This window comes from Streptomyces sp. NPDC059443 (assembly GCF_042750105.1).
Classification (GTDB): Bacteria; Actinomycetota; Actinomycetes; order Streptomycetales; family Streptomycetaceae; genus Streptomyces.
In genome coordinates, this window is the sequence record NZ_JBHYVM010000010.1 from 62,496 (window position 1) to 79,451 (window position 16,956).

General features: G+C 73.0%; 16 protein-coding genes. 3 read left to right on the forward strand and 13 right to left on the reverse strand.

Annotation, left to right across the window (positions count from 1 at the left end; all coding sequences use genetic code 11):
* Positions 1-97 precede the first annotated feature (97 nt).
* From ACFXDJ_RS12485 to ACFXDJ_RS12495, 3 genes are read right to left on the reverse strand one after another with little or no spacing between them, the layout of a single operon-like run.
* Positions 98-742, reverse strand: a complete 645-nt coding sequence (locus ACFXDJ_RS12485) for a response regulator (RefSeq protein ID WP_384652173.1) — start codon at positions 740-742, stop codon at positions 98-100.
* Between the two features lie 59 nt (positions 743-801).
* Positions 802-2,010: a MacS family sensor histidine kinase gene (gene macS / locus ACFXDJ_RS12490; RefSeq protein WP_384652163.1), complete on the reverse strand. Its 1,209-nt coding sequence runs from the start codon at positions 2,008-2,010 to the stop codon at positions 802-804.
* 38 nt (positions 2,011-2,048) lie between these two features.
* Positions 2,049-2,792, reverse strand: coding sequence for a lysophospholipid acyltransferase family protein (locus ACFXDJ_RS12495; RefSeq protein WP_384652175.1), 744 nt, complete (start codon positions 2,790-2,792; stop codon positions 2,049-2,051).
* 162 nt (positions 2,793-2,954) lie between these two features.
* Between ACFXDJ_RS12495 and ACFXDJ_RS12500 the strand changes: the two genes are divergently transcribed.
* Entirely contained in the window at positions 2,955-3,734 is a 780-nt protein-coding gene (locus ACFXDJ_RS12500) for an alpha/beta hydrolase (protein WP_384652165.1), read from the forward strand.
* Entirely contained in the window at positions 3,727-4,293 is a 567-nt protein-coding gene (locus ACFXDJ_RS12505; RefSeq protein WP_384848979.1) for a hypothetical protein, read from the forward strand. The genes ACFXDJ_RS12500 and ACFXDJ_RS12505 overlap by 8 nt, the downstream gene beginning before the upstream one ends.
* A 122-nt stretch (positions 4,294-4,415) precedes the next feature.
* On the opposite strand, the gene ACFXDJ_RS12510 is transcribed toward ACFXDJ_RS12505, so the two are convergent.
* The 6 genes from ACFXDJ_RS12510 to ACFXDJ_RS12535 form a co-directional block, all read right to left on the reverse strand.
* Positions 4,416-5,171, reverse strand: a complete 756-nt coding sequence (locus ACFXDJ_RS12510; RefSeq protein WP_384661367.1) for an endonuclease/exonuclease/phosphatase family protein — start codon at positions 5,169-5,171, stop codon at positions 4,416-4,418.
* Positions 5,172-5,245: 74 nt separating this feature from the next.
* The gene (locus ACFXDJ_RS12515) at positions 5,246-6,187 is read right to left on the reverse strand and encodes an ROK family glucokinase (RefSeq protein WP_384661364.1); all 942 of its coding nucleotides are present in this window, start codon (positions 6,185-6,187) and stop codon (positions 5,246-5,248) included.
* Between the two features lie 61 nt (positions 6,188-6,248).
* Positions 6,249-6,710, reverse strand: coding sequence for a DUF5304 domain-containing protein (locus ACFXDJ_RS12520; RefSeq protein ID WP_384661361.1), 462 nt, complete (start codon positions 6,708-6,710; stop codon positions 6,249-6,251).
* A 94-nt stretch (positions 6,711-6,804) separates the two neighbouring features.
* Entirely contained in the window at positions 6,805-7,980 is a 1,176-nt protein-coding gene (locus ACFXDJ_RS12525) for an ArsA family ATPase (RefSeq protein ID WP_384661359.1), read from the reverse strand.
* Between the two features lie 31 nt (positions 7,981-8,011).
* Positions 8,012-8,461: an SRPBCC family protein gene (locus ACFXDJ_RS12530; RefSeq protein ID WP_384661356.1), complete on the reverse strand. Its 450-nt coding sequence runs from the start codon at positions 8,459-8,461 to the stop codon at positions 8,012-8,014.
* 83 nt (positions 8,462-8,544) lie between these two features.
* Positions 8,545-9,363 (reverse strand): metallophosphoesterase, encoded by an 819-nt coding sequence (locus ACFXDJ_RS12535; RefSeq protein WP_384661353.1) that lies wholly within the window; start codon positions 9,361-9,363, stop codon positions 8,545-8,547.
* 228 nt (positions 9,364-9,591) lie between these two features.
* Here ACFXDJ_RS12535 and ACFXDJ_RS12540 point away from each other — a divergent pair, with 228 nt between their 5' ends.
* Positions 9,592-11,388: an AMP-dependent synthetase/ligase gene (locus ACFXDJ_RS12540; protein ID WP_384661351.1), complete on the forward strand. Its 1,797-nt coding sequence runs from the start codon at positions 9,592-9,594 to the stop codon at positions 11,386-11,388.
* Between the two features lie 15 nt (positions 11,389-11,403).
* Here the strand turns inward: ACFXDJ_RS12540 and ACFXDJ_RS12545 are convergent, their stop codons facing one another.
* The 4 genes from ACFXDJ_RS12545 to ACFXDJ_RS12560 all read right to left on the reverse strand — a co-directional run bounded on the left by ACFXDJ_RS12545 (position 11,404) and on the right by ACFXDJ_RS12560 (position 16,778).
* A complete protein-coding gene (locus ACFXDJ_RS12545; RefSeq protein ID WP_384848982.1) occupies positions 11,404-13,020 on the reverse strand; it encodes a GMC oxidoreductase in 1,617 nt (538 codons plus the stop codon).
* Between the two features lie 230 nt (positions 13,021-13,250).
* Positions 13,251-14,393: a glycosyltransferase family 4 protein gene (locus ACFXDJ_RS12550; protein WP_384848985.1), complete on the reverse strand. Its 1,143-nt coding sequence runs from the start codon at positions 14,391-14,393 to the stop codon at positions 13,251-13,253.
* Between the two features lie 92 nt (positions 14,394-14,485).
* Positions 14,486-15,700, reverse strand: a complete 1,215-nt coding sequence (locus ACFXDJ_RS12555; RefSeq protein WP_384848989.1) for a hypothetical protein — start codon at positions 15,698-15,700, stop codon at positions 14,486-14,488.
* A gap of 25 nt (positions 15,701-15,725) precedes the next feature.
* The gene (locus ACFXDJ_RS12560) at positions 15,726-16,778 is read right to left on the reverse strand and encodes an NlpC/P60 family protein (protein ID WP_384654036.1); all 1,053 of its coding nucleotides are present in this window, start codon (positions 16,776-16,778) and stop codon (positions 15,726-15,728) included.
* Positions 16,779-16,956 lie beyond the last annotated feature (178 nt).

Genomic DNA, 16,956 nt, shown 5'->3' on the forward strand with positions numbered 1-16,956 from the left:
CAGCAAGGGCCATGGAGGGGTCAATTCCGCTGGAATCAAGGGGAGTTGCCGTACGACCGTTCACTCGTACGAGGAACGGCCCACGACTCGAATGTCCTCACACCTCGTCGAGGCCGCGCTCGATCGCGTACCGGACGAGCTCCACCCGGTTGTGCAGCTGGAGCTTGCCCAGGGTGTTCTGCACGTGGTTCTGCACCGTGCGGTGGGAGATGACCAGCCGCTCCGCGATCTGCTTGTACGAGAGCCCCTTGGCCACCAGCCGCAGCACCTCGGTCTCCCGGTCGGTCAGCTGCGGGGCCTGCCGCTCGTCGGCGGCGGCCGGCGCCGGGTCGGTGGCCAGGCGCCGGTACTCGCCCAGGACCAGGCCGGCCAGGCCCGGGGTGAAGACGGGGTCGCCGGCCGCCGTGCGGCGCACGGCGTCTATGAGCTCCTGGGCGCCCGCGGACTTCAGCAGGTAGCCGGTGGCGCCGGACTTCACCGCCTCCAGGACGTCGGCGTGCTCGCCGCTCGCGGAGAGGACCAGGACCCGCAGCGCCGGGTTGGCGCCGACCAGTTCCTTGCAGACCTGGACCCCGGGCATGCCGGGCAGGTTGAGGTCGAGGACCAGCACGTGCGGGGTCGTCGCGCGGGCCCGGCGCACCGCCTCCGGACCGTCCCCGGCGGTGGCCACCAGGTCGAATCCGGCGGCGGCCAGGTCGCGGGCGACCGCGTCCCGCCACATCGGGTGGTCGTCGACGACCATGACCTTGATGTCGCCGATGTCGCCCGTGGTACCGCTCGTGCCGGTGGCGCTCTGCTCGTTCAATGGGTGCTCCCCCTAGGTACTTTCAGTTCCACTTCGGTGCCCTGCCCCGGGACGGACACCAGCTCGGCGCTGCCGCCGAGGTCGCGCAGCCGGCCCCGGATGGACAGGGCCACGCCCATCCGGCCCTCGCCCTCCGCCTGGTCGAGCCGGCCGGCCGGGATTCCCGGGCCGTCGTCCCGGACGGTCACGATCACCTCGTCGCCCCAGTCCTCGACCAGGATCCAGGCGCTGGCCCCGTCGCCCGCGTGCTTGCGCACGTTGTCCAGCGCGGCCCCGACCGCCGCGGCCAGCTCCTTCGCCGCGGGCACCGGCAGCGGCACCGGGGTGCCCGGCTCGGCGAAGCTCACCCGGGAGCCGGCGTGCGGGGCCAGGAGGGTCCGCAGGTCCAGCTCGGCCTCGTCGGTGCCCGGCTCCTCCACCTCGTACGAGTCCACGAGCGCGCCCAGGGACTCGTCTCGGGAGATCCGGGAGGGGCGCATCAGCCCGCTGGAGACCAGGGTGCGCAGCGCGACCTCCTGGTCCCCCGCCATCCGGCCCAGCTCGGCGGCCTCGCCGCCCAGTTCGGTGCCGCGCCGCTGGACCATGGCCAGGACCTGGAGGACCCCGTCGTGGATGTCGCGGGCGAGGCGTTCGCGCTCGCGGGTGGCGGCCTCGATCTCCAGGGCGCGGGCGAGCGTGGCCTCACTGGCGCGGGCCACCTCGACGACGTAGCCGATGGCGATGGAGGAGACCCAGACCAGCAGCACGTTGTGCAGGGTGTCCCGGGCGGGCTCGCCGCGCTGGACCAGATTGGCGGCGGCCACGAAGCTGGAGGCGAAACAGGCCCAGCGCCAGCCGCCCTTGAGGGCGAAGGCGAGGACCGAGCCTCCGGTCCAGATGGTGGGGAGGGTGGGGCCGCCGGCCATGATCCGCGCGTGGCTGTCGGCGAGCGGGGTCAGCAGGATCCCGACGCAGGCGACCGTCAGGTCGGCGCACAGGAACCGCTTCGTACAGCTGACGGCGTTGGCCACCTTGGGGAGGGTGACCAGGGTCCAGACGACGAGGACGGCGAGGTAGGAGACCGCGACCCACGGCCGGTCGAAGGCCTTGTACGCGGAGGCGAACAGCCCCACCGCGTAGACCACGGTGAGCAGCCGATAGGCCGTCAGGGCCCGCCACAGCGGCTGCTCGACCGACATGCGTACGACGCGCTCGCGCTTCGCCATCTCCCCCACCCCGTGCGGGCGGTCCCGCCCGCGTACCGCTACTTGCCGGTGTCCGCGCCCTTGTCGGCCTGCTCGGCCTTCTCCGCCTTCTCGCTCTTGGCGGCGGCCTTCTCCGCGTCCGCGATCTGGCGCTTGGCGGCCGTGGCGTAGATGTCCACGTACTCCTGGCCGGACAGCTTCATGATCTCGTACATGACCTCGTCGGTCACCGAGCGCAGGATGAACCGGTCCCCGTCCATGCCGTGGTACCGGCTGAAGTCCAGCGGCTTGCCGATCCTGATGCCCGGACGCATCAGCTTCGGAACCACCTTGCCGGGCGGCTGGATCTTCTCCGTGTCGATCATCGCCACGGGGATCACGGGTGCGCCGGTGGCCAGCGCCACCCGGGCCAGACCGCCGGGCTTGCCGCGGTACAGGCGGCCGTCGGGTGAACGCGTCCCCTCGGGGTAAATACCGAACAGCTCTCCGCGTTCGATGACGTCGATGCCGCTCTTGATCGCGGCTTCGCCCGCCCCGCGCGCGCCGGAACGGTCCACCGGGAGCTGGCCGACGCCCTTGAAGAAGGCGGCGGTCAGCTTGCCCTTGACTCCCGGGGAGGTGAAGTACTCCGCCTTCGCGATGAAGGTGACCTTCCGGTCCAGCACGGCCGGAAGGAAGAAGGAGTCGGAGAAGGACAAGTGGTTGCTCGCGAGGATCGCCGGCCCCTCCGCGGGAATGTTTTCGAGGCCCTCCACCCACGGCCTGAAGGCGAGCTTCAGTGAACCGCCGATGGAGAACTTCATTGCGCCGTAGATCAACTCGAAAGCCTTCCTGTGTCTGTCGAACAGACCATATCCCGTGGCCGTCCCCGGAGCGGCCCGACGACCCTGGTCGGTGCCACCCCCGTCGCGTACGGTGAAGTAACACAGCGCTACGCACCCCCACCCCCCTTGAAGGAGATCCTGGTGCCCGTCCTCCCTGGAGCCGAGCCGTTCCGCCACGAGGGCGGAAAGGTCGGCGTCCTGCTCTGCCATGGCTTCACCGGTTCCCCGCAGTCGATGCGCCCCTGGGCCGACCATCTGGCCGCGCGGGGGCTGACGGTGTCGCTCCCCCTGCTGCCCGGGCACGGAACGCGCTGGCAGGACATGCAGCTCACGGGCTGGCAGGACTGGTACGCGGAGGTGGACCGCGCGCTGCGGGAGCTGCTCGACACCTGCGAGCAGGTGTTCGTCTTCGGGCTGTCGATGGGCGGCGCGCTGACCCTGCGGCTGGCGGCGAAGCACGGGGACTCGATTCAAGGGATCGTCCTCGTCAACCCGGTCAACAAGGTGCACGACCCGCTGGCCGTAGCCCTTCCGGTGGTCAAGCACTTCATCCGCTCGACGCCGGGCATCGCGAGCGACATCGCCAAGCCGGGCTCGGACGAGGTCGGCTACGACCGGATCCCGACCCGGGCCGCGCACTCCCTGCGGAAGTTCCTGCAGATGCTGGACACCGAGCTGCCGCAGGTGACGCAGCCGCTGCTGCTCCTGCACAGCCCGCAGGACCACGTCGTACGGCCGGCCGACTCGGCACGGATCCTGGCGCGGGTGTCCTCCACCGATGTCACCGAGACCCTGCTGGAACAGAGTTACCACGTCGCGACGTTGGACCATGACGCGGAGCGGATCTTCGCGGACAGTTATGCGTTCGTCGGACGACTGGCGGAGAGCGTGGGCAGGGAGGGGGCGGCCAGCGGTGGCTGAGCACGAGGAGTCCTCGGGGGGTGTCCCCCCGCTGGACGAGGAAGCGGCGTGGGCGGCGATCGTCGCCGGCTACGGCCAGGAGCCGGCGGACCCGCCGGGCGCGCGGCCCTTCAGACCGATCGAGAACCTCCTCCTGCCGGAGGAGGACGTCAAGCCCGAGCGTCCGCCGTCCCCGGAACCTCCGCCGGCGGCGGCGCTGGGCAGCTCGGTGGTGTTCGCCCCGGGCGTGGGCACGGCGGGCCCGGGCCCCCGGGACCACTCCCTGACGGACCCGGAGGACTCCCCGGAGGCTGCGGCCGCCGCCGCGAAGGACGAGGGCCACTTCGTCCCGCCGGAGCCGGAGCTGCCGGAGGCGGACACGACGTCCAAGTTCGCCTGGCTGGCGGTGGTGGGCGGGCCGGTCCTGCTGCTCCTGGCGGTGCTGCTCCAGTGGGACATGACCTGGTGGCTGACGACGCTCGGCGTCGGCGGGTTCCTGGGCGGGTTCGCGACGCTGGTCGCCCGGATGGCGACCGGTGACGACGACGATGACGACCCGGGTCGCGGAGCCGTGGTCTGACCTGGGGCTCCGCCCCAGACCCCGCTCCTCAAACGCCGGAGGGGCTGGATTTTCCAGCCCCGCCGGCGTTTGAGGCGCGGGGGTCCGGGGGCTGGCCCCCGGCAGCGGCGCCGCACCAGGGGCTACCGCGCAGCGGGGAGGCGGAGGGCGGCCAGGACCGGGAGGTGGTCCGTCGCCGAGGCGAGGTCCGCGGCGGAGACGCCCGCCAGCCCCGCAGGGACACCGCAGGCCAGCACCTCCACCCCCCGCGTCGCGAAGACGGCGTCGATCCGCCGATCAGGGGCCCCCGCCGGGAAGGTCCGCTCGCCGCCCCACGGGGCCACCGACCAGCAGTCCTGGAGGGTTCCGGCGAGGCGGGCGAAGGCCGGGCCTCCCGGGGTCTCGTTCACGTCACCGGCCGCGATCGCGTACGGCACGTCCATCGAGGCGACCCGGTCCAGGAGGAGCTCCGCCTGGGCCCCGCGTTCGGCCCTGTCCAGCGACAGGTGGGTGCTGACGACACCGACCCGGGCCCCGGCGAAGCGGACCACGGCCGTCGCGAAGCCCCGCCGGTGGTGCCCCGGGGTCAGGGGCAGCAGCACGTCCTCCGTCCGCTCCACGAAGGCTCGTAGGGAGCACAGGAGCAGTGGACCGGCTGCCGTCGCGCCCCCGCTCAGCACCACCAGTTCGGACTTGGCCGCCAACCGCGCCGCGTGCTTGCGCCAGCGGAAGAACCGCGGCGCTTCCTGGACGAACACCAGGTCGGGGCCGCACGCGCGGATCACCCGGGCCAGCGCGTCCTCGTCGTCGCGCAGCGAGCGGACGTTGTAGCTGAGCACCCGGATCACGGCCGAACCGTCGGCTTCGGTGCGGGAGTTCGGCAGCTCGGCGAGTTCCATACCCGGCAACATAACGAGACTGCCCGCCGTACCCCAGGGGGCGCGGCGGGCAGTCTGCCGATACGGGTGGGGCGTCAGCCCTGACGGGCCAGGTCCGCCGCGCCGACCAGACCGGCCTTGCCGCCGAGCTGCGCCGCGAGGACCTGCGCGTGGGGCCGCCACGCGCCGCCGATCAGCCAGCGCTTGAAGGACTTGCGGATCGGGTCGAGGACCAGGTCGCCCTCGTCCGAGACGCCGCCGCCGACGATGAACGCCGAGGGGTCGAAGAGCGAGGCCAGGTCCGCGAGGCCGGCGCCCGCCCAGCGGGCGAGCTCGCGGAAGGAGTCCACGGCCACCAGGTCGCCCTGCCGGGCCGCTTCGCTGATGTGCTTGCCTTCGATGCCTTCGGGCGTGCCGTCGCCGAGCGCGAGCAGGATCGTCGCGTTCTCGGGGGTGGCGTTGGCGCGCTGCTTCGCGTAGCGGACGAGCGCGCGCCCGGAGGCGTACTGCTCCCAGCAGCCCTGGCTGCCGCAGCCGCACAGCAGGCCGTCCGGGACGACCCGGATGTGGCCGAACTCGGCGGCGACGCCGAAGCGTCCGCGCCGGAGCTTGTTGCCGATGATGATGCCGCCGCCCAGGCCCGTGCCGAGCGTGATGCAGATGACGTCCTCGTGGCCCTGTCCGGCGCCGAAGCGGTACTCGCCCCAGGCCGCGCAGTTGGCGTCGTTCTCGACGACCACGGGCAGGCCGATGCGCTGCTCGACCTTGTCCTTGAGCGGCTCGTGGCGCCAGTTGATGTTCGGCGCGAAGAGTACGGTCGCGCGCTTGTCGTCCACGTATCCGGCGGCCCCGATGCCGACGGCGTCGATGGTGTGGCTGCTGCTTACCTCGGACACGGCGGCGCAGATCGCGTCCGTCACTCCGTCCGCGGTCGGCGGGGTGGGCACCTTGTACGTCTCAAGGATGGTGCCGTCTTCGTCGACCACGCCGGCCGCGATCTTCGTGCCGCCGATGTCGACGCCGATGGTGAGTCCCATTAGTCCCTCGGTTTCCGGTCAAACCCCGCCGCTGTCAACCGTACCCGAGTGGTGAAGAGGATCAGTCGAGATCGATCCGCTCCGTGGAGCCGCCGGCCTCCGTGCTCCCGCCCTCGTTGCGGGGCCCGGCGCTCCGCTCGTCGGCGCGCTCGTCGCGCGTCCAGCGGCGCTCGTGGCCCTCGACCGCCGAACGGTAGGCCGCTAGCAGCTCCGAGCCGGCCGCCGCGAGGTGGTCGAAGACCTCCGGATTGCGCTCGATGACGGGCTTGGCGGCGGTCTTCGCCTGGTTGACGAACTGCCGTACGGCGCCCTGGGCGGCGCCGGTGATCAGCGGGTTGTTCATCGAGGACACCTTGTCGGCGACGGCCTCGAACAGCTTGAGGAGCTCCTCGGCGGCGGTGCCGGTGCCCGCGTCGGCGCCCGCGCCCCGCTCCCGGCGCCGCTCCTTCTCCGCGGCAAGGTCCTCGGCGCAGGCCTTGGCCCAGGCGTCGTCGTCGGTGGGGCGGTCGGTGGCCTCGCTCATGGCGGACTCTCCTGCGGCGGCTGCTGGGCGTGCGGTACGGGCTACCTTCGACGTTACCCGAACGGCGGTACGCCCCCCAGGGCCGTCTACGTCGTCAGGGCGTGCGGGGCCACAGTCCCGGGTCCGGGGTGAAGCGGATGCGGAGCTCGCCGTCGGCGAGGGCCGCGCCGGAGACGGTGCAGCGGCGCAGCGCGGCGGGCAGCGGAACGATCCTGCGGTACGGGCCCACCGTGAGCAGCAGCTCGTCGCCGCGCCGGACCAGGTCGAGCTCGCTCTTCTCGGCGCGGGGCAGAGGTACGCACCAGACGAGCACCCCGTCCTCGGCGAGCCGATCCTCGACGGCCCAGGCCGGGCGCGGGCCGCGCGGCACCGGGGCGAAGCCCTCCGTGCCGGCCAGTTCGGCCAGGTCCTCCGGGCCCTGCGGATCCCGGCCCAGGTGGGGCAGGGAGACCGAGGGGGGCGGGGAGGCCGAGGAGGCCTCGTGCTTCGTCCACCGGTCCCCGAAGGCGCGCTGCTGGGCCGCGAGCCCGGCGAGCCAGGGGTCGGCGGAGTCCTGGGGCACCGTCCGGTTCAGGACCAGGTCGGTGATGCCGAGCTGGTGCAGGGCCAGCCCGAGCACCCCGGACCGCAGGGCCCGGTCGGCGGCCGGTCCCGGCTCGGCGACCAGCCGGACCCGGGTGGTGGGGGCCTCCACGACGGCCTGGACGGCCGCCAGCTCCTCGTCCCACCGGGCGGCGGCCTCGTACAGCCACTGCGCGGGCATCGGTACCCCGGCGAGCTGGGCCAGTACGGGGCGCAGGGCGCGGGCCGCCTGGCGCTCGGCGGGGAGCAGCCGGGCGAGGTAGCGGCGCAGCTGCGCGGGGAGGGCCAGGGTGGTGATGGTCTGGTGCAGCGGGGGCATGTCGACGACCACGAGGTCGGTGGCGGGCTCGGCGGCGGCCCGCCGCAGGGCGCGGAGCAGCGCGAACTGTTCGGCGCCGGGGAGTTCGGTGAGCTCGTCGGCGCCGAGTGGGCGGGCCCCGAGCATCCCGAGGAGGGCGGAGCCGCGCTCCTGGAGGGCGACGAGCTCCTGGCGGAACTCCTGGCCGGAGTCGACGCGGGCCACCCGTACCCCGCCGCCCGGCTCGGCCACCGGATCCCCGGGATCGCCGGGATCCCCGGCGCGGAGCAGCAGTACGCGGTGCCCTTCGCGGGCGGCGGCGAGCGCGGAGGCCGCCGCTACGGTGGTCCGCCCTGCCCCTCCGGGGCCGGTGACGAGCAGGGTGTACATGCGGGGGACGGCTCCTGGTGCTGTGGCGGGGTCAGGCGGAAGCGGGGGCTTCCACCCGCTTCTTCAGGCCGGCCAGTGCCCGGTCGATGATGACCTTCTCCGCCTTGCGCTTGATCATCCCGAGCATCGGGATCTTGACGTCCACCGTCAGCTGGTACGTGACCTCGGTCTTCGTCCCGCCCGCCAGCGGTGCCAGCCGGTACGAGCCGTCCAGCTGCCGCAGCATCTGGGACTTGTCCAGCGTCCAGCTGACCTCGTCGCCGCCCTTCCAGGCGTACGCCAGCGTGTGGTCGTCCTTGATCGCGCCCGCGTCCAGCAGCAGCCGGACCTTTTCCGCGCGGCCTTCGGCGTCGGTGGCCAGCACCTCGGCCTCCTTCACCTCGCCGGTCCACTCGGGATAGCGGGCGAAGTCGGCGATCACGGCCATGACGTCGGCCGGGGACGCCTCGATCGTGATGCTAGAGCTGGTGTGTTCCGCCATCGCGGTCGCTCCTCCGGGGAGAAATTCGAGGAAGTGTGCGGACGGCCGGGGCCGCCGCGTGAAGGCTATCGCGCGCGCGGACCTCACCACTCCAGGGCCCACGGCCTTCCGGTCGCCGCGAAGTGGCCCACGTTCACGCACTCCGTGGCGCCGATCCGCATCCGCCGGGCCAGCGGCTGGTGGACGTGGCCGAAGAGCGCGTACCGGGGCCGGGTCCGCCGGATGGCCGCGAGCAGGGCTCCGCTCCCCCGTTCGAACCGGCGCGCCACCGTGTCGTAGCAGAGTTCCGGAACCTCGGGCGGAATGTGCGAGCACAGGACGTCGACCTCGCCCAGCGCCTCCACCTTGGCCGCGTACTCCTCCTCGGACACCTCGTAGGGCGTGCGCATCGGCGTCGGCAGCCCGCCGCCGACGAAGCCGAAGACCCGGCCGCCGATCTCCGCCCGCTGTCCGTCGAGGACCGTCAGGCCGGGGCCGGCGTACTCGGGCCACAGGCCCGGGACGTCGACGTTGCCGTAGGTGGCGTACGTCGGCCGGGGGAAGGCGGCGAACATCTCTGCGTACTGGCGGCGGACCGCGCCCTCGATCAGCCGCTCCCGGTCCAGCCCGTCCCACAGCCTGCGGCCGAATTCGCGGGCCTCGTCGAAACGGCGCGCGGTGCGCAGTTCGACGATGCGGTGGGCGTTCTCCACGCCGAAGAGATCGGGGAAGATGCCGCGCGAGTGGTCGGCGTAGTCGAGGAAGAGGACCAGGTCACCGAGGCAGATCAGCGCGTCGGCGCCCTCTCCGGCACGGGCGAGGGCCTCGGCGTTCCCGTGGACGTCGCTGACCACGTGCACCCGCGTACCGCTACGGCGCTCCGTGCCCACCCTGGCCTGACTACCACTCCGCGTGCCACCCATGGAGCCACCCTATGGGCGAGCGGCCACCGCGGGTAGGGAATCCGGAGCAGCGGCCGGACCTGCGGTTACTTCCGAGTCGCAAACGGGGTCGACTACTGTCGGCAGGGCACGGCCGCGGTATGTGACTCACGGAACAATCGGCCGGTTCCCTCTATCCGGAACCCACTACCGGTGGGTAACGTCCGGTCGGTCCACATGGTGGCGATGGCGCCCAGAGGAGCAGCAGTCTTGCGCGAGTTCAGCCTTCCGGCCCTGTACGAGGTCCCGTCGGACGGGAACCTGACGGATCTCATCCGCCGCAACGCCGCTCAGCATCCCGACACCGCCGTCATGGCCCGCAAGGTCGCCGGCCAGTGGCAGGACGTCAGCGCGACGCAGTTTCTCGCCGAGGTGCGGGCCGCCGCCAAGGGCCTGATCGCGGCCGGCATCCAGCCCGGCGACCGGGTCGCCCTGATCTCCCGCACCCGCTACGAGTGGGTCCTGGTCGACTTCGCGATCTGGAGCGCGGGCGCCGTCACCGTCCCCGTGTACGAGACCAGCTCCGCCGAGCAGATCCAGTGGATCCTCGGCGACTCCGGCGCCGTCGCCGTCGTCACCGAGTCCCCCGCGCACACCGCCACCGTGACCGCGCTGCGCGACCGGCTGCCGGAGCTGCGCGAGGTCTGGGAGATCGAGCAGGGCGCGCTGGAGACGCTGGCCGCCGCCGGCGCCGGGATCTCCGACGCCGAGGTCGACGCGCGCAGCTCGCTGGCGTGCGCCGACGACCCGGCCACCATCGTCTACACCTCCGGCACCACCGGCCGCCCCAAGGGCTGCGTACTGACCCACCGCAGCTTCTTCGCCGAGTGCGGCAACATCGTGGAGCGCCTCAGCCCGCTCTTCCGGACCGGCGAGTGCTCCGTACTGCTCTTCCTGCCGGCCGCGCACGTCTTCGGACGCCTGGTGGAGGTGGCGGCCGTACTGGCGCCGATCCGGCTGGGCTGCGTACCGGACATCAAGAACCTCACCGACGAGCTGCAGTCCTTCAAGCCGACGCTGATCCTCGGCGTGCCGCGCGTGTTCGAGAAGGTCTACAACTCGGCGCGCGCCAAGGCGCAGGCCGACGGCAAGGGCAAGATCTTCGACGCGGCGGCCGAGACGGCGATCGCGTACAGCCGCGCGCTGGACCTCCCGGGCGGTCCGCCCCTCGGGCTCAAGCTCAAGCACAAGCTGTTCACGAAGCTGGTCTACAGCAAGCTCCACACGGTCCTCGGTGGGCGCGGCGAGTACGCGATCTCCGGCGGCGCCCCGCTGGGCGAGCGGCTCGGCCACTTCTTCCGCGGCATCGGCTTCACGGTGCTGGAGGGCTACGGGCTGACCGAGTCCTGCGCGGCCACGGCCTTCAACCCGTGGGACAAGACGAAGATCGGCACGGTCGGCCAGCCGCTCCCCGGCTCCGTGGTGCGCATCGCCGACGACGGCGAGGTGCTGCTGCACGGCGAGCACATCTTCAAGGAGTACTGGAACAACCCGTCGGCCACCGCCGACGCGCTGACCGACGGCTGGTTCCACACCGGCGACGTCGGCACGCTCGACGAGGACGGCTACCTCGCGATCACCGGGCGCAAGAAGGAGCTCATCGTCACGGCGGGCGGCAAGAACGTGGCCCCCGCGGTGATCGAGGACCGGATCCGGGCGCACGCCCTGGTCGCGGAGTGCATGGTGGTCGGCGACGCGCGGCCGTTCGTGGCCGCGCTGGTCACCATCGACGAGGAGTTCCTGGGCCGCTGGGCCGCGGAGCACGGCAAGCCGGCCGGTGTGACGGCCGCCGAGCTGCGTGAGGACGCGGACCTCATCGCCGCCGTCCAGAAGGCGGTGGACGACGGCAACGCGGCGGTCTCCAAGGCGGAATCGGTGCGGAAATTCCGCATTCTGCCCTCCCAGTTCACGGAGGAGTCCGGGCACATCACGCCTTCGCTGAAGCTCAAGCGGAATGTGGTGGCGAAGGACTTCGCGGACGAGATCGAAGCGCTCTACCGGGGCTAGTACGGGCCGGAAGGGTCAGCGCGGGTCCTCGGCGAGGACTCTGGCCATGTTCCGTTCCGCGAGGGCGGTGATGGTCACGAAGGGGTTCACGCCGAGCGATCCGGGGATCAGCGAGCTGTCGGTGACGTAGAGGCCCTGGTAGCCCTTGACGCGGCCGAAGTCGTCGGTCGCGTCCCCCAGGACGCAGCCGCCCAGCGGGTGGTAGGTGAAGTTGTCGGCGAAGTTCTTGTTGTCGCCGAAGAGGTCGTAGCGGTAGATCGTGAAGTTGGCCCGGTTGATGCGGTCGAAGAGGCACTTGGCCGCGTTGACGGACGGGGTGTTCTGGTCCCGGGTCCACTGGAGCCTCGCCGAGTCGCTGGCCGCGTCGTACGTGAAGTGCCCGCGCTCCGGGTTCTTGGTGATGGCCAGGTACATCGAGATCCAGTGCTCGATCCCCATCGGGAGCGGGGCGATCTCCGCGAAGACCGGGTTCGAGGCGTTGTCCCAGTCGTCGATGCCCATGGCGGGCATGGTGGCCTGATTGGCGCCGACCGTGTCCCACAGGTGGTTGGCGCGGGCGGTCATGACGTTGCCGTTGTGGCCCCAGCCGAGGCCGACCTTGTCGTTGAGGGCGGGCAGCGTGCCGGTCTCGCGGGCGCGCAGCAGGATCTCGGTGGTGCCGAGGCTGCCGGCGCCGAGGAAGAGCTGTCGGCAGCCGAGTTCGCGGACCTGGGTGACGCGGCCGGTGGTGTCGCTGGTCTGGACGGTCAGTACGTAGCCTCCGGCCGGGTCCTGCCGTACGCCGACCACGCGCTGCATGGTCTCGATGGTGACGTTGCCGGTGCCGAGGGCGGCGGCGAGGTAGGTCTTGTCGACGCTCTTCTTGCCGTGGTTGTTGCCGTAGATGACCTCGCCCGCGAGCGCGGACTTGGTGGCGGTGCCGGCGGCCTCGCGCTTCATGTACTCGAAGTCGTAGACGTTGGGGACGAAGGTGGTCTTCAGGCCGGTGTTCTGGGCGTGCTTGCGGGAGACGCGGGCGAAGCGGTACCACTCCGTGGACTCGAACCAGGCCGGGTCGATGTCGTTGACGCCGAGCATGGCGCGGGCCCTGGGGTAGTAGGTCCCGTACATCTCGTCGGCGTCCACGCGCGGCAGCACCTCGGTGAAGTACGAGCGCTTCGGCGTGGGCGACATGCCGCCGTTGACGAGGGAGCCGCCGCCGACCCCGCGTCCCACGTACACGGACATGTCCCCGTAGTTCACCCGGTCCAGGACCCCGGGGTACGGGCTGATGTTGCGGTTGACCACGTCCAGCCAGAGGAACTGGGCGAGCGGGGCCTCGGTGCGGGTGCGGTACCACATGGAGCGCTGGTCGGGAGCGGAGGTGGACGGGAAGATCTTCCCGTCGGACCCCGGGGTGTCCCAGAGCCGGCCCATCTCCAGGACCACGGTGCGCACCCCGGCCTGGCCGAGGCGGAGGGCGGCCACGGCGGACCCGTAGCCGGAGCCGACGACGATGGCCGGGGCGTACGTCGCGGCCGCCGGCTCGGCGGCGGCCGCGGACTGCAGGCCGATCCGGGTGAAGCCGAGGGCGGCGGCCGTCTGGAGGGCGCCGAGCCCGAGGACGTGACGGCGCGTCAGGTTTGGTGTCATGGCCGCATCATGAGCGGATTCCGCCCAACCGGCCATAACCCGCACTGACACGCTTCTGAGTAACAGTCAGACATGGCTCGACCGTAGGCGGACTCCGCCCGCGCCCGCCCGGTTTGCTCGACTCTGCCCGCGATCGGCCCGTCGGCAGCGATAATCCGCCCTCTGCGGGGAAGGGGACCCCGGCAGGCGGGTCCGGGCGACGGGACCGGCCGGCAGGCCCGGCCCGTGCGCTACAGGAGCTCGCGCAGGCGCTGTGCGAGGAGGTCCCAGCGCCACTTCTCCTCGACCCAGGCGCGGCCCCGCTCGCCCATGCGCGCGCGCAGGGCCGGATCCCGGAGCAGGGCCACGATGCGGTCCGCCGCGTCGGCGGGGGCGCCGCCCGGGACCACCCAGCCCGTCTCCCCGTCCAGTACCGCGTCCGGGGCTCCGCCGGAGTCGCCCGCGACCACCGGCAGGCCCGTCGCGGAGGCTTCGAGGTAGACGATGCCCAGGCCTTCGACGTCCAGGCCGCCGCGCCGGGTCCGGCAGGGCATCGCGAAGACGTCCCCGGCGCCGTAGTGGGCGGGGAGCTCCGACCAGGGGACGGCGCCCGTGAAGACCACGGAGTCCGCGACCCCGGTCGCGACGGCCAGCGCCCGCAGGTCCGCTTCGTAGGGTCCGCCGCCGACGATCAGCAGCACCGCGTCCGGCAGCGCCGCCAGGATCCCCGGCATCGCCTCGATCAGCGTGTCCTGGCCCTTGCGCGGGACCAGCCGCGATACGCACACCACGACCGGGCGGTCCGCCAGGCCCAGCCGGGCGCGGACCTCGGCGCCGCCCGATCCCGGGTGGAAGGTCTTCTCGTCCACCCCGGGCGGGAGCTGCGTCATCCGCCCCGCCGCCTGCTCCGTCAGGGCCGAGGCGATCCGCGAACGCGTGTACTCCCCCAGGTAGGTCAGCGTGTCCGTGCCCTCGCCGATCCGCCGCAGCAGCTGCCGCGCGGCCGGCAGCTGCGCCCAGCCCGCCTCGTGCCCGTGCGTGGTGGCCACGATCCGCTTCGCCCCGGCCCGGCGCAGCGCGGGGCCCATCAGGCCCAGCGGGGCCGCCGCCCCGAACCACACCGACTCGCAGCCGTGTTCGCGCAGCAGGCCCACGGCCCGCCGGGTCACCCTCGGAGTCGGCAGGAGCATCGTCGTACGGTCGCGCACGACCTGGAACGGCTGCTCCGCGTCGAAGGCGGCGGTGGCCGCGCGGCCCTCGGCGGAGTGCTTCCAGGTGGAGGCGTAGACGACGACCCGCTCGGGGTCGAGCCGCAGCGCCATGTTGTGCAGGAAGGCCTGGATGCCCCCGGGGCGCGGCGGGAAGTCGTTGGTCACGATCAGCGTCTTGTGCATCGTCAGCCGACCCTACCGGACCGGATCCAGCCCCTCCGGCGTTTGAGGAGCGGGGGTCCGGGGGCTGGCCCCCGGCAACGGACCCGCGCGGGTCAGCGGAACTCGCGCCGCAGCTCCTCCTGCCAGGCCCGGGTCAGCCCGGCGGGGTCCGTCCCGAGGGTCTCGGCCGTCGCCGAGGGGAGGGACTCCCGTCCGGCGGTCTCGTACAGCGAGACCAGCGCCGCCTCGCCCCACCGGCTCGCGATGAGCCGGCAGGCCAGCCAGGAGCCCTCGTACGCCCGCGCCAGCGCCTCCGCGTCCCCGCCGAAGGCGAAGGCCGCGTCGTCGGGGAGCCCGGCCGGCAGGTCGCCCCGGCGCACCGCCCGGCCGGTCGCCGGTGCGACCTCGGCCGCGCTGCGGCCGCTGCCCCGGTACGCCGCCCAGTCCGCGAAGCCCTCGGAGAGCCAGAGCGGGGTCTTCGCGGTGGTCGCCGCGCGGGTGGCGACGTGGGTGGTCTCGTGGGTCAGGATGACCTGACGGCCCTCCGCCGAGAGCTGCCCGTACCCCTCCGGGTTGATCACGACCCGGTCGGCGGGGGCCGGGCCCGCTCCGGTCCGCCCGGTGGTGACGGCGCCCAGGCCGCGGTACTCGTCGGCCGGGCGGCCCAGCAGCGCCGCCATCGCGTCCAGCGAGCCGGGGACCAGGACCACCACCCGGCCCGCCCAGGGCCTCGGCCAGGCGGCGCTCGCGGCCGGGACGGCCTTGTCGGCCTCGGCGGCGATCACGGAGAGGGAATCGGAGCTCTGGCCGGCACCGCCGAGCACCAGCGCGTGCACGCCCCGCTCGACGGTCACCGGGCCCTGGTCCCACAGCTGCGGCGGGGCGCCGGGCGCGGGCCGGTCGGCCACCACGGTCCAGGAGCCGCCGGGGCCTCCGGGGCCGCCGGAGCCGTCCTGCCGGGCCAGTTCCAGCTCGCGGGCCGATCCGGCGGGGGCCGCGTCGTAGCCGGTGAGCCGGTAGCGCAGCTCCGCGCGCGCGAAGGCCCGTACGCCGTCCTCCCGGACCGAGGAGACCTCGTACGACCAGTCCTCCAGCGGGATCGCCCCGAGCCGCTCGGGCGGGGCCGCCGACCAGGCGGCGACGGCCCGGCGGACGGCCCGCTCGGCCGCGGAGCCGGCCGGGACGGAAGCGGAACCCGAAGCGGAAGCAGAGGTGGAGGCTGAGCCCGCGCCGGGGGCGCAGCCCGCGAGCGGTACGCACAGCAGCAGCGCCAGCGGCGGCAGTACGCGCAGGAGGGGGTGGCGGGAACGGACCGGGCCCGGGAACATCACCCGATCGTACGCAGCCCGCCCCTCAGGGCCGGGTCACCGAGGACACCGGCATCATTCCGACCGGGTCGTAGCGCACCCGCGCACCCGGGTACGGGGCGTGCACCACCTGGCCGTTGCCCACGTACATCCCGACGTGGCTGGCGTCCGAGCGGTACGTCACCAGGTCGCCCGGCCGCGCCTCGGAGAGCGGCACCTGACGGCCGGCGTACCGCTGCGCCTGCGAGGTCCGCGGCAGCGCGACTCCCGCCTGCCGGTACGACCACACCATCAGCCCGGAGCAGTCGAAACCGGAGGGCCCGGTGGAACCCCAGACGTACGGCCGTCCGACGGCGGAGCGGGCCGCCATCACGGCGGTCGCGGCGCGGCCCGAGGAGGGGCCGAGCGAGGTGGACAGGTCCGGCTCGGGCAGGGCGTCGGGGCGGCCGCCGGAGCGCGAGGCGCGTTCGAAGTCGGCGCGCTCCTGCGTGGGCATGGCGTTCAGCAGCCGGCGGGCGGCGGCGAGCTTCGCGGTGACGGCACGCTTCTCCTTCGCCACGTCGGCGCGCAGGGCGTCGAGTTCGGCGAGCTTGCGGGAGGCCTCCTCCCGCTCCTGGCCCAGCCGGCGCTGCTCGGAGCGGAGTTCGTCGAGCTGCCTGGCCTGACGGCCGGTCAGTCGGTCGAGGGTGGCGGCCTTGGCGAGGTACTCGTCGGGGTTCTCGGAGAACATCAGCTCGACGGAGGGATCGATGCCGCCCGCCCGGTACTGGGCTCCGGCGTAGGTCCCGAGGATCCCGCGCATGGTGTTGATGCGGTCCTGGCCGCGGGCCACCGCGTCCTGGACCCGCTCGACCTCGGCCCGGAGCCGGCCGGCCCTCTCGCCCGCCTGGTTGAAGCGCTCGGTGGCCTGCTCGGCCTCCTCGAAGAGCCGGTCGACCTGGGCACGGGTGCCGGCCGGGGGCTCGTGCGGGAGGCCGGGGGCCGCGTTCGCGGGTGCGCCCGTCATGGCGACCGCGGCGCTCGCCGCCGCGGCGGTGAGGACGGTGACCTTCGTGTTCCGGTCGAGCATGCTGGGCCCGGACCGGCGATGGGACGCCACGTGAAACCGCTCCCTTCCGCTGCGCGGGACCGGGTCCGCCCACCGTGGACGGCCGTGTGCCGGGGTTCCGCGCTGGCAGACAGTAGCCGCGCCACCGGGCACCGGCCAACGACCTCCGGCGGGCACACACAGTGACGCCCCGCCGGAGACGCAGGTCACCGGCGGGGCGTGTGGTCAG

What these genes read in the sequence shown, in the direction of transcription:
- ACFXDJ_RS12485 (WP_384652173.1), bottom strand. Translation starts at nt 742, where the DNA reads ATGGTCGTCGACGACCACCCGATGTGGCGGGACGCGGTCGCCCGCGAC.
- macS (WP_384652163.1), bottom strand. Translation starts at nt 2,010, where the DNA reads ATGGCGAAGCGCGAGCGCGTCGTACGCATGTCGGTCGAGCAGCCGCTG.
- ACFXDJ_RS12495 (WP_384652175.1), bottom strand. Translation starts at nt 2,792, where the DNA reads ATGAAGTTCTCCATCGGCGGTTCACTGAAGCTCGCCTTCAGGCCGTGG.
- ACFXDJ_RS12510 (WP_384661367.1), bottom strand. Translation starts at nt 5,171, where the DNA reads ATGGAACTCGCCGAGCTGCCGAACTCCCGCACCGAAGCCGACGGTTCG.
- ACFXDJ_RS12515 (WP_384661364.1), bottom strand. Translation starts at nt 6,187, where the DNA reads ATGGGACTCACCATCGGCGTCGACATCGGCGGCACGAAGATCGCGGCC.
- ACFXDJ_RS12520 (WP_384661361.1), bottom strand. Translation starts at nt 6,710, where the DNA reads ATGAGCGAGGCCACCGACCGCCCCACCGACGACGACGCCTGGGCCAAG.
- ACFXDJ_RS12525 (WP_384661359.1), bottom strand. Translation starts at nt 7,980, where the DNA reads ATGTACACCCTGCTCGTCACCGGCCCCGGAGGGGCAGGGCGGACCACC.
- ACFXDJ_RS12530 (WP_384661356.1), bottom strand. Translation starts at nt 8,461, where the DNA reads ATGGCGGAACACACCAGCTCTAGCATCACGATCGAGGCGTCCCCGGCC.
- ACFXDJ_RS12535 (WP_384661353.1), bottom strand. Translation starts at nt 9,363, where the DNA reads ATGGGTGGCACGCGGAGTGGTAGTCAGGCCAGGGTGGGCACGGAGCGC.
- ACFXDJ_RS12545 (WP_384848982.1), bottom strand. Translation starts at nt 13,020, where the DNA reads ATGACACCAAACCTGACGCGCCGTCACGTCCTCGGGCTCGGCGCCCTC.
- ACFXDJ_RS12550 (WP_384848985.1), bottom strand. Translation starts at nt 14,393, where the DNA reads ATGCACAAGACGCTGATCGTGACCAACGACTTCCCGCCGCGCCCCGGG.
- ACFXDJ_RS12555 (WP_384848989.1), bottom strand. Translation starts at nt 15,700, where the DNA reads ATGTTCCCGGGCCCGGTCCGTTCCCGCCACCCCCTCCTGCGCGTACTG.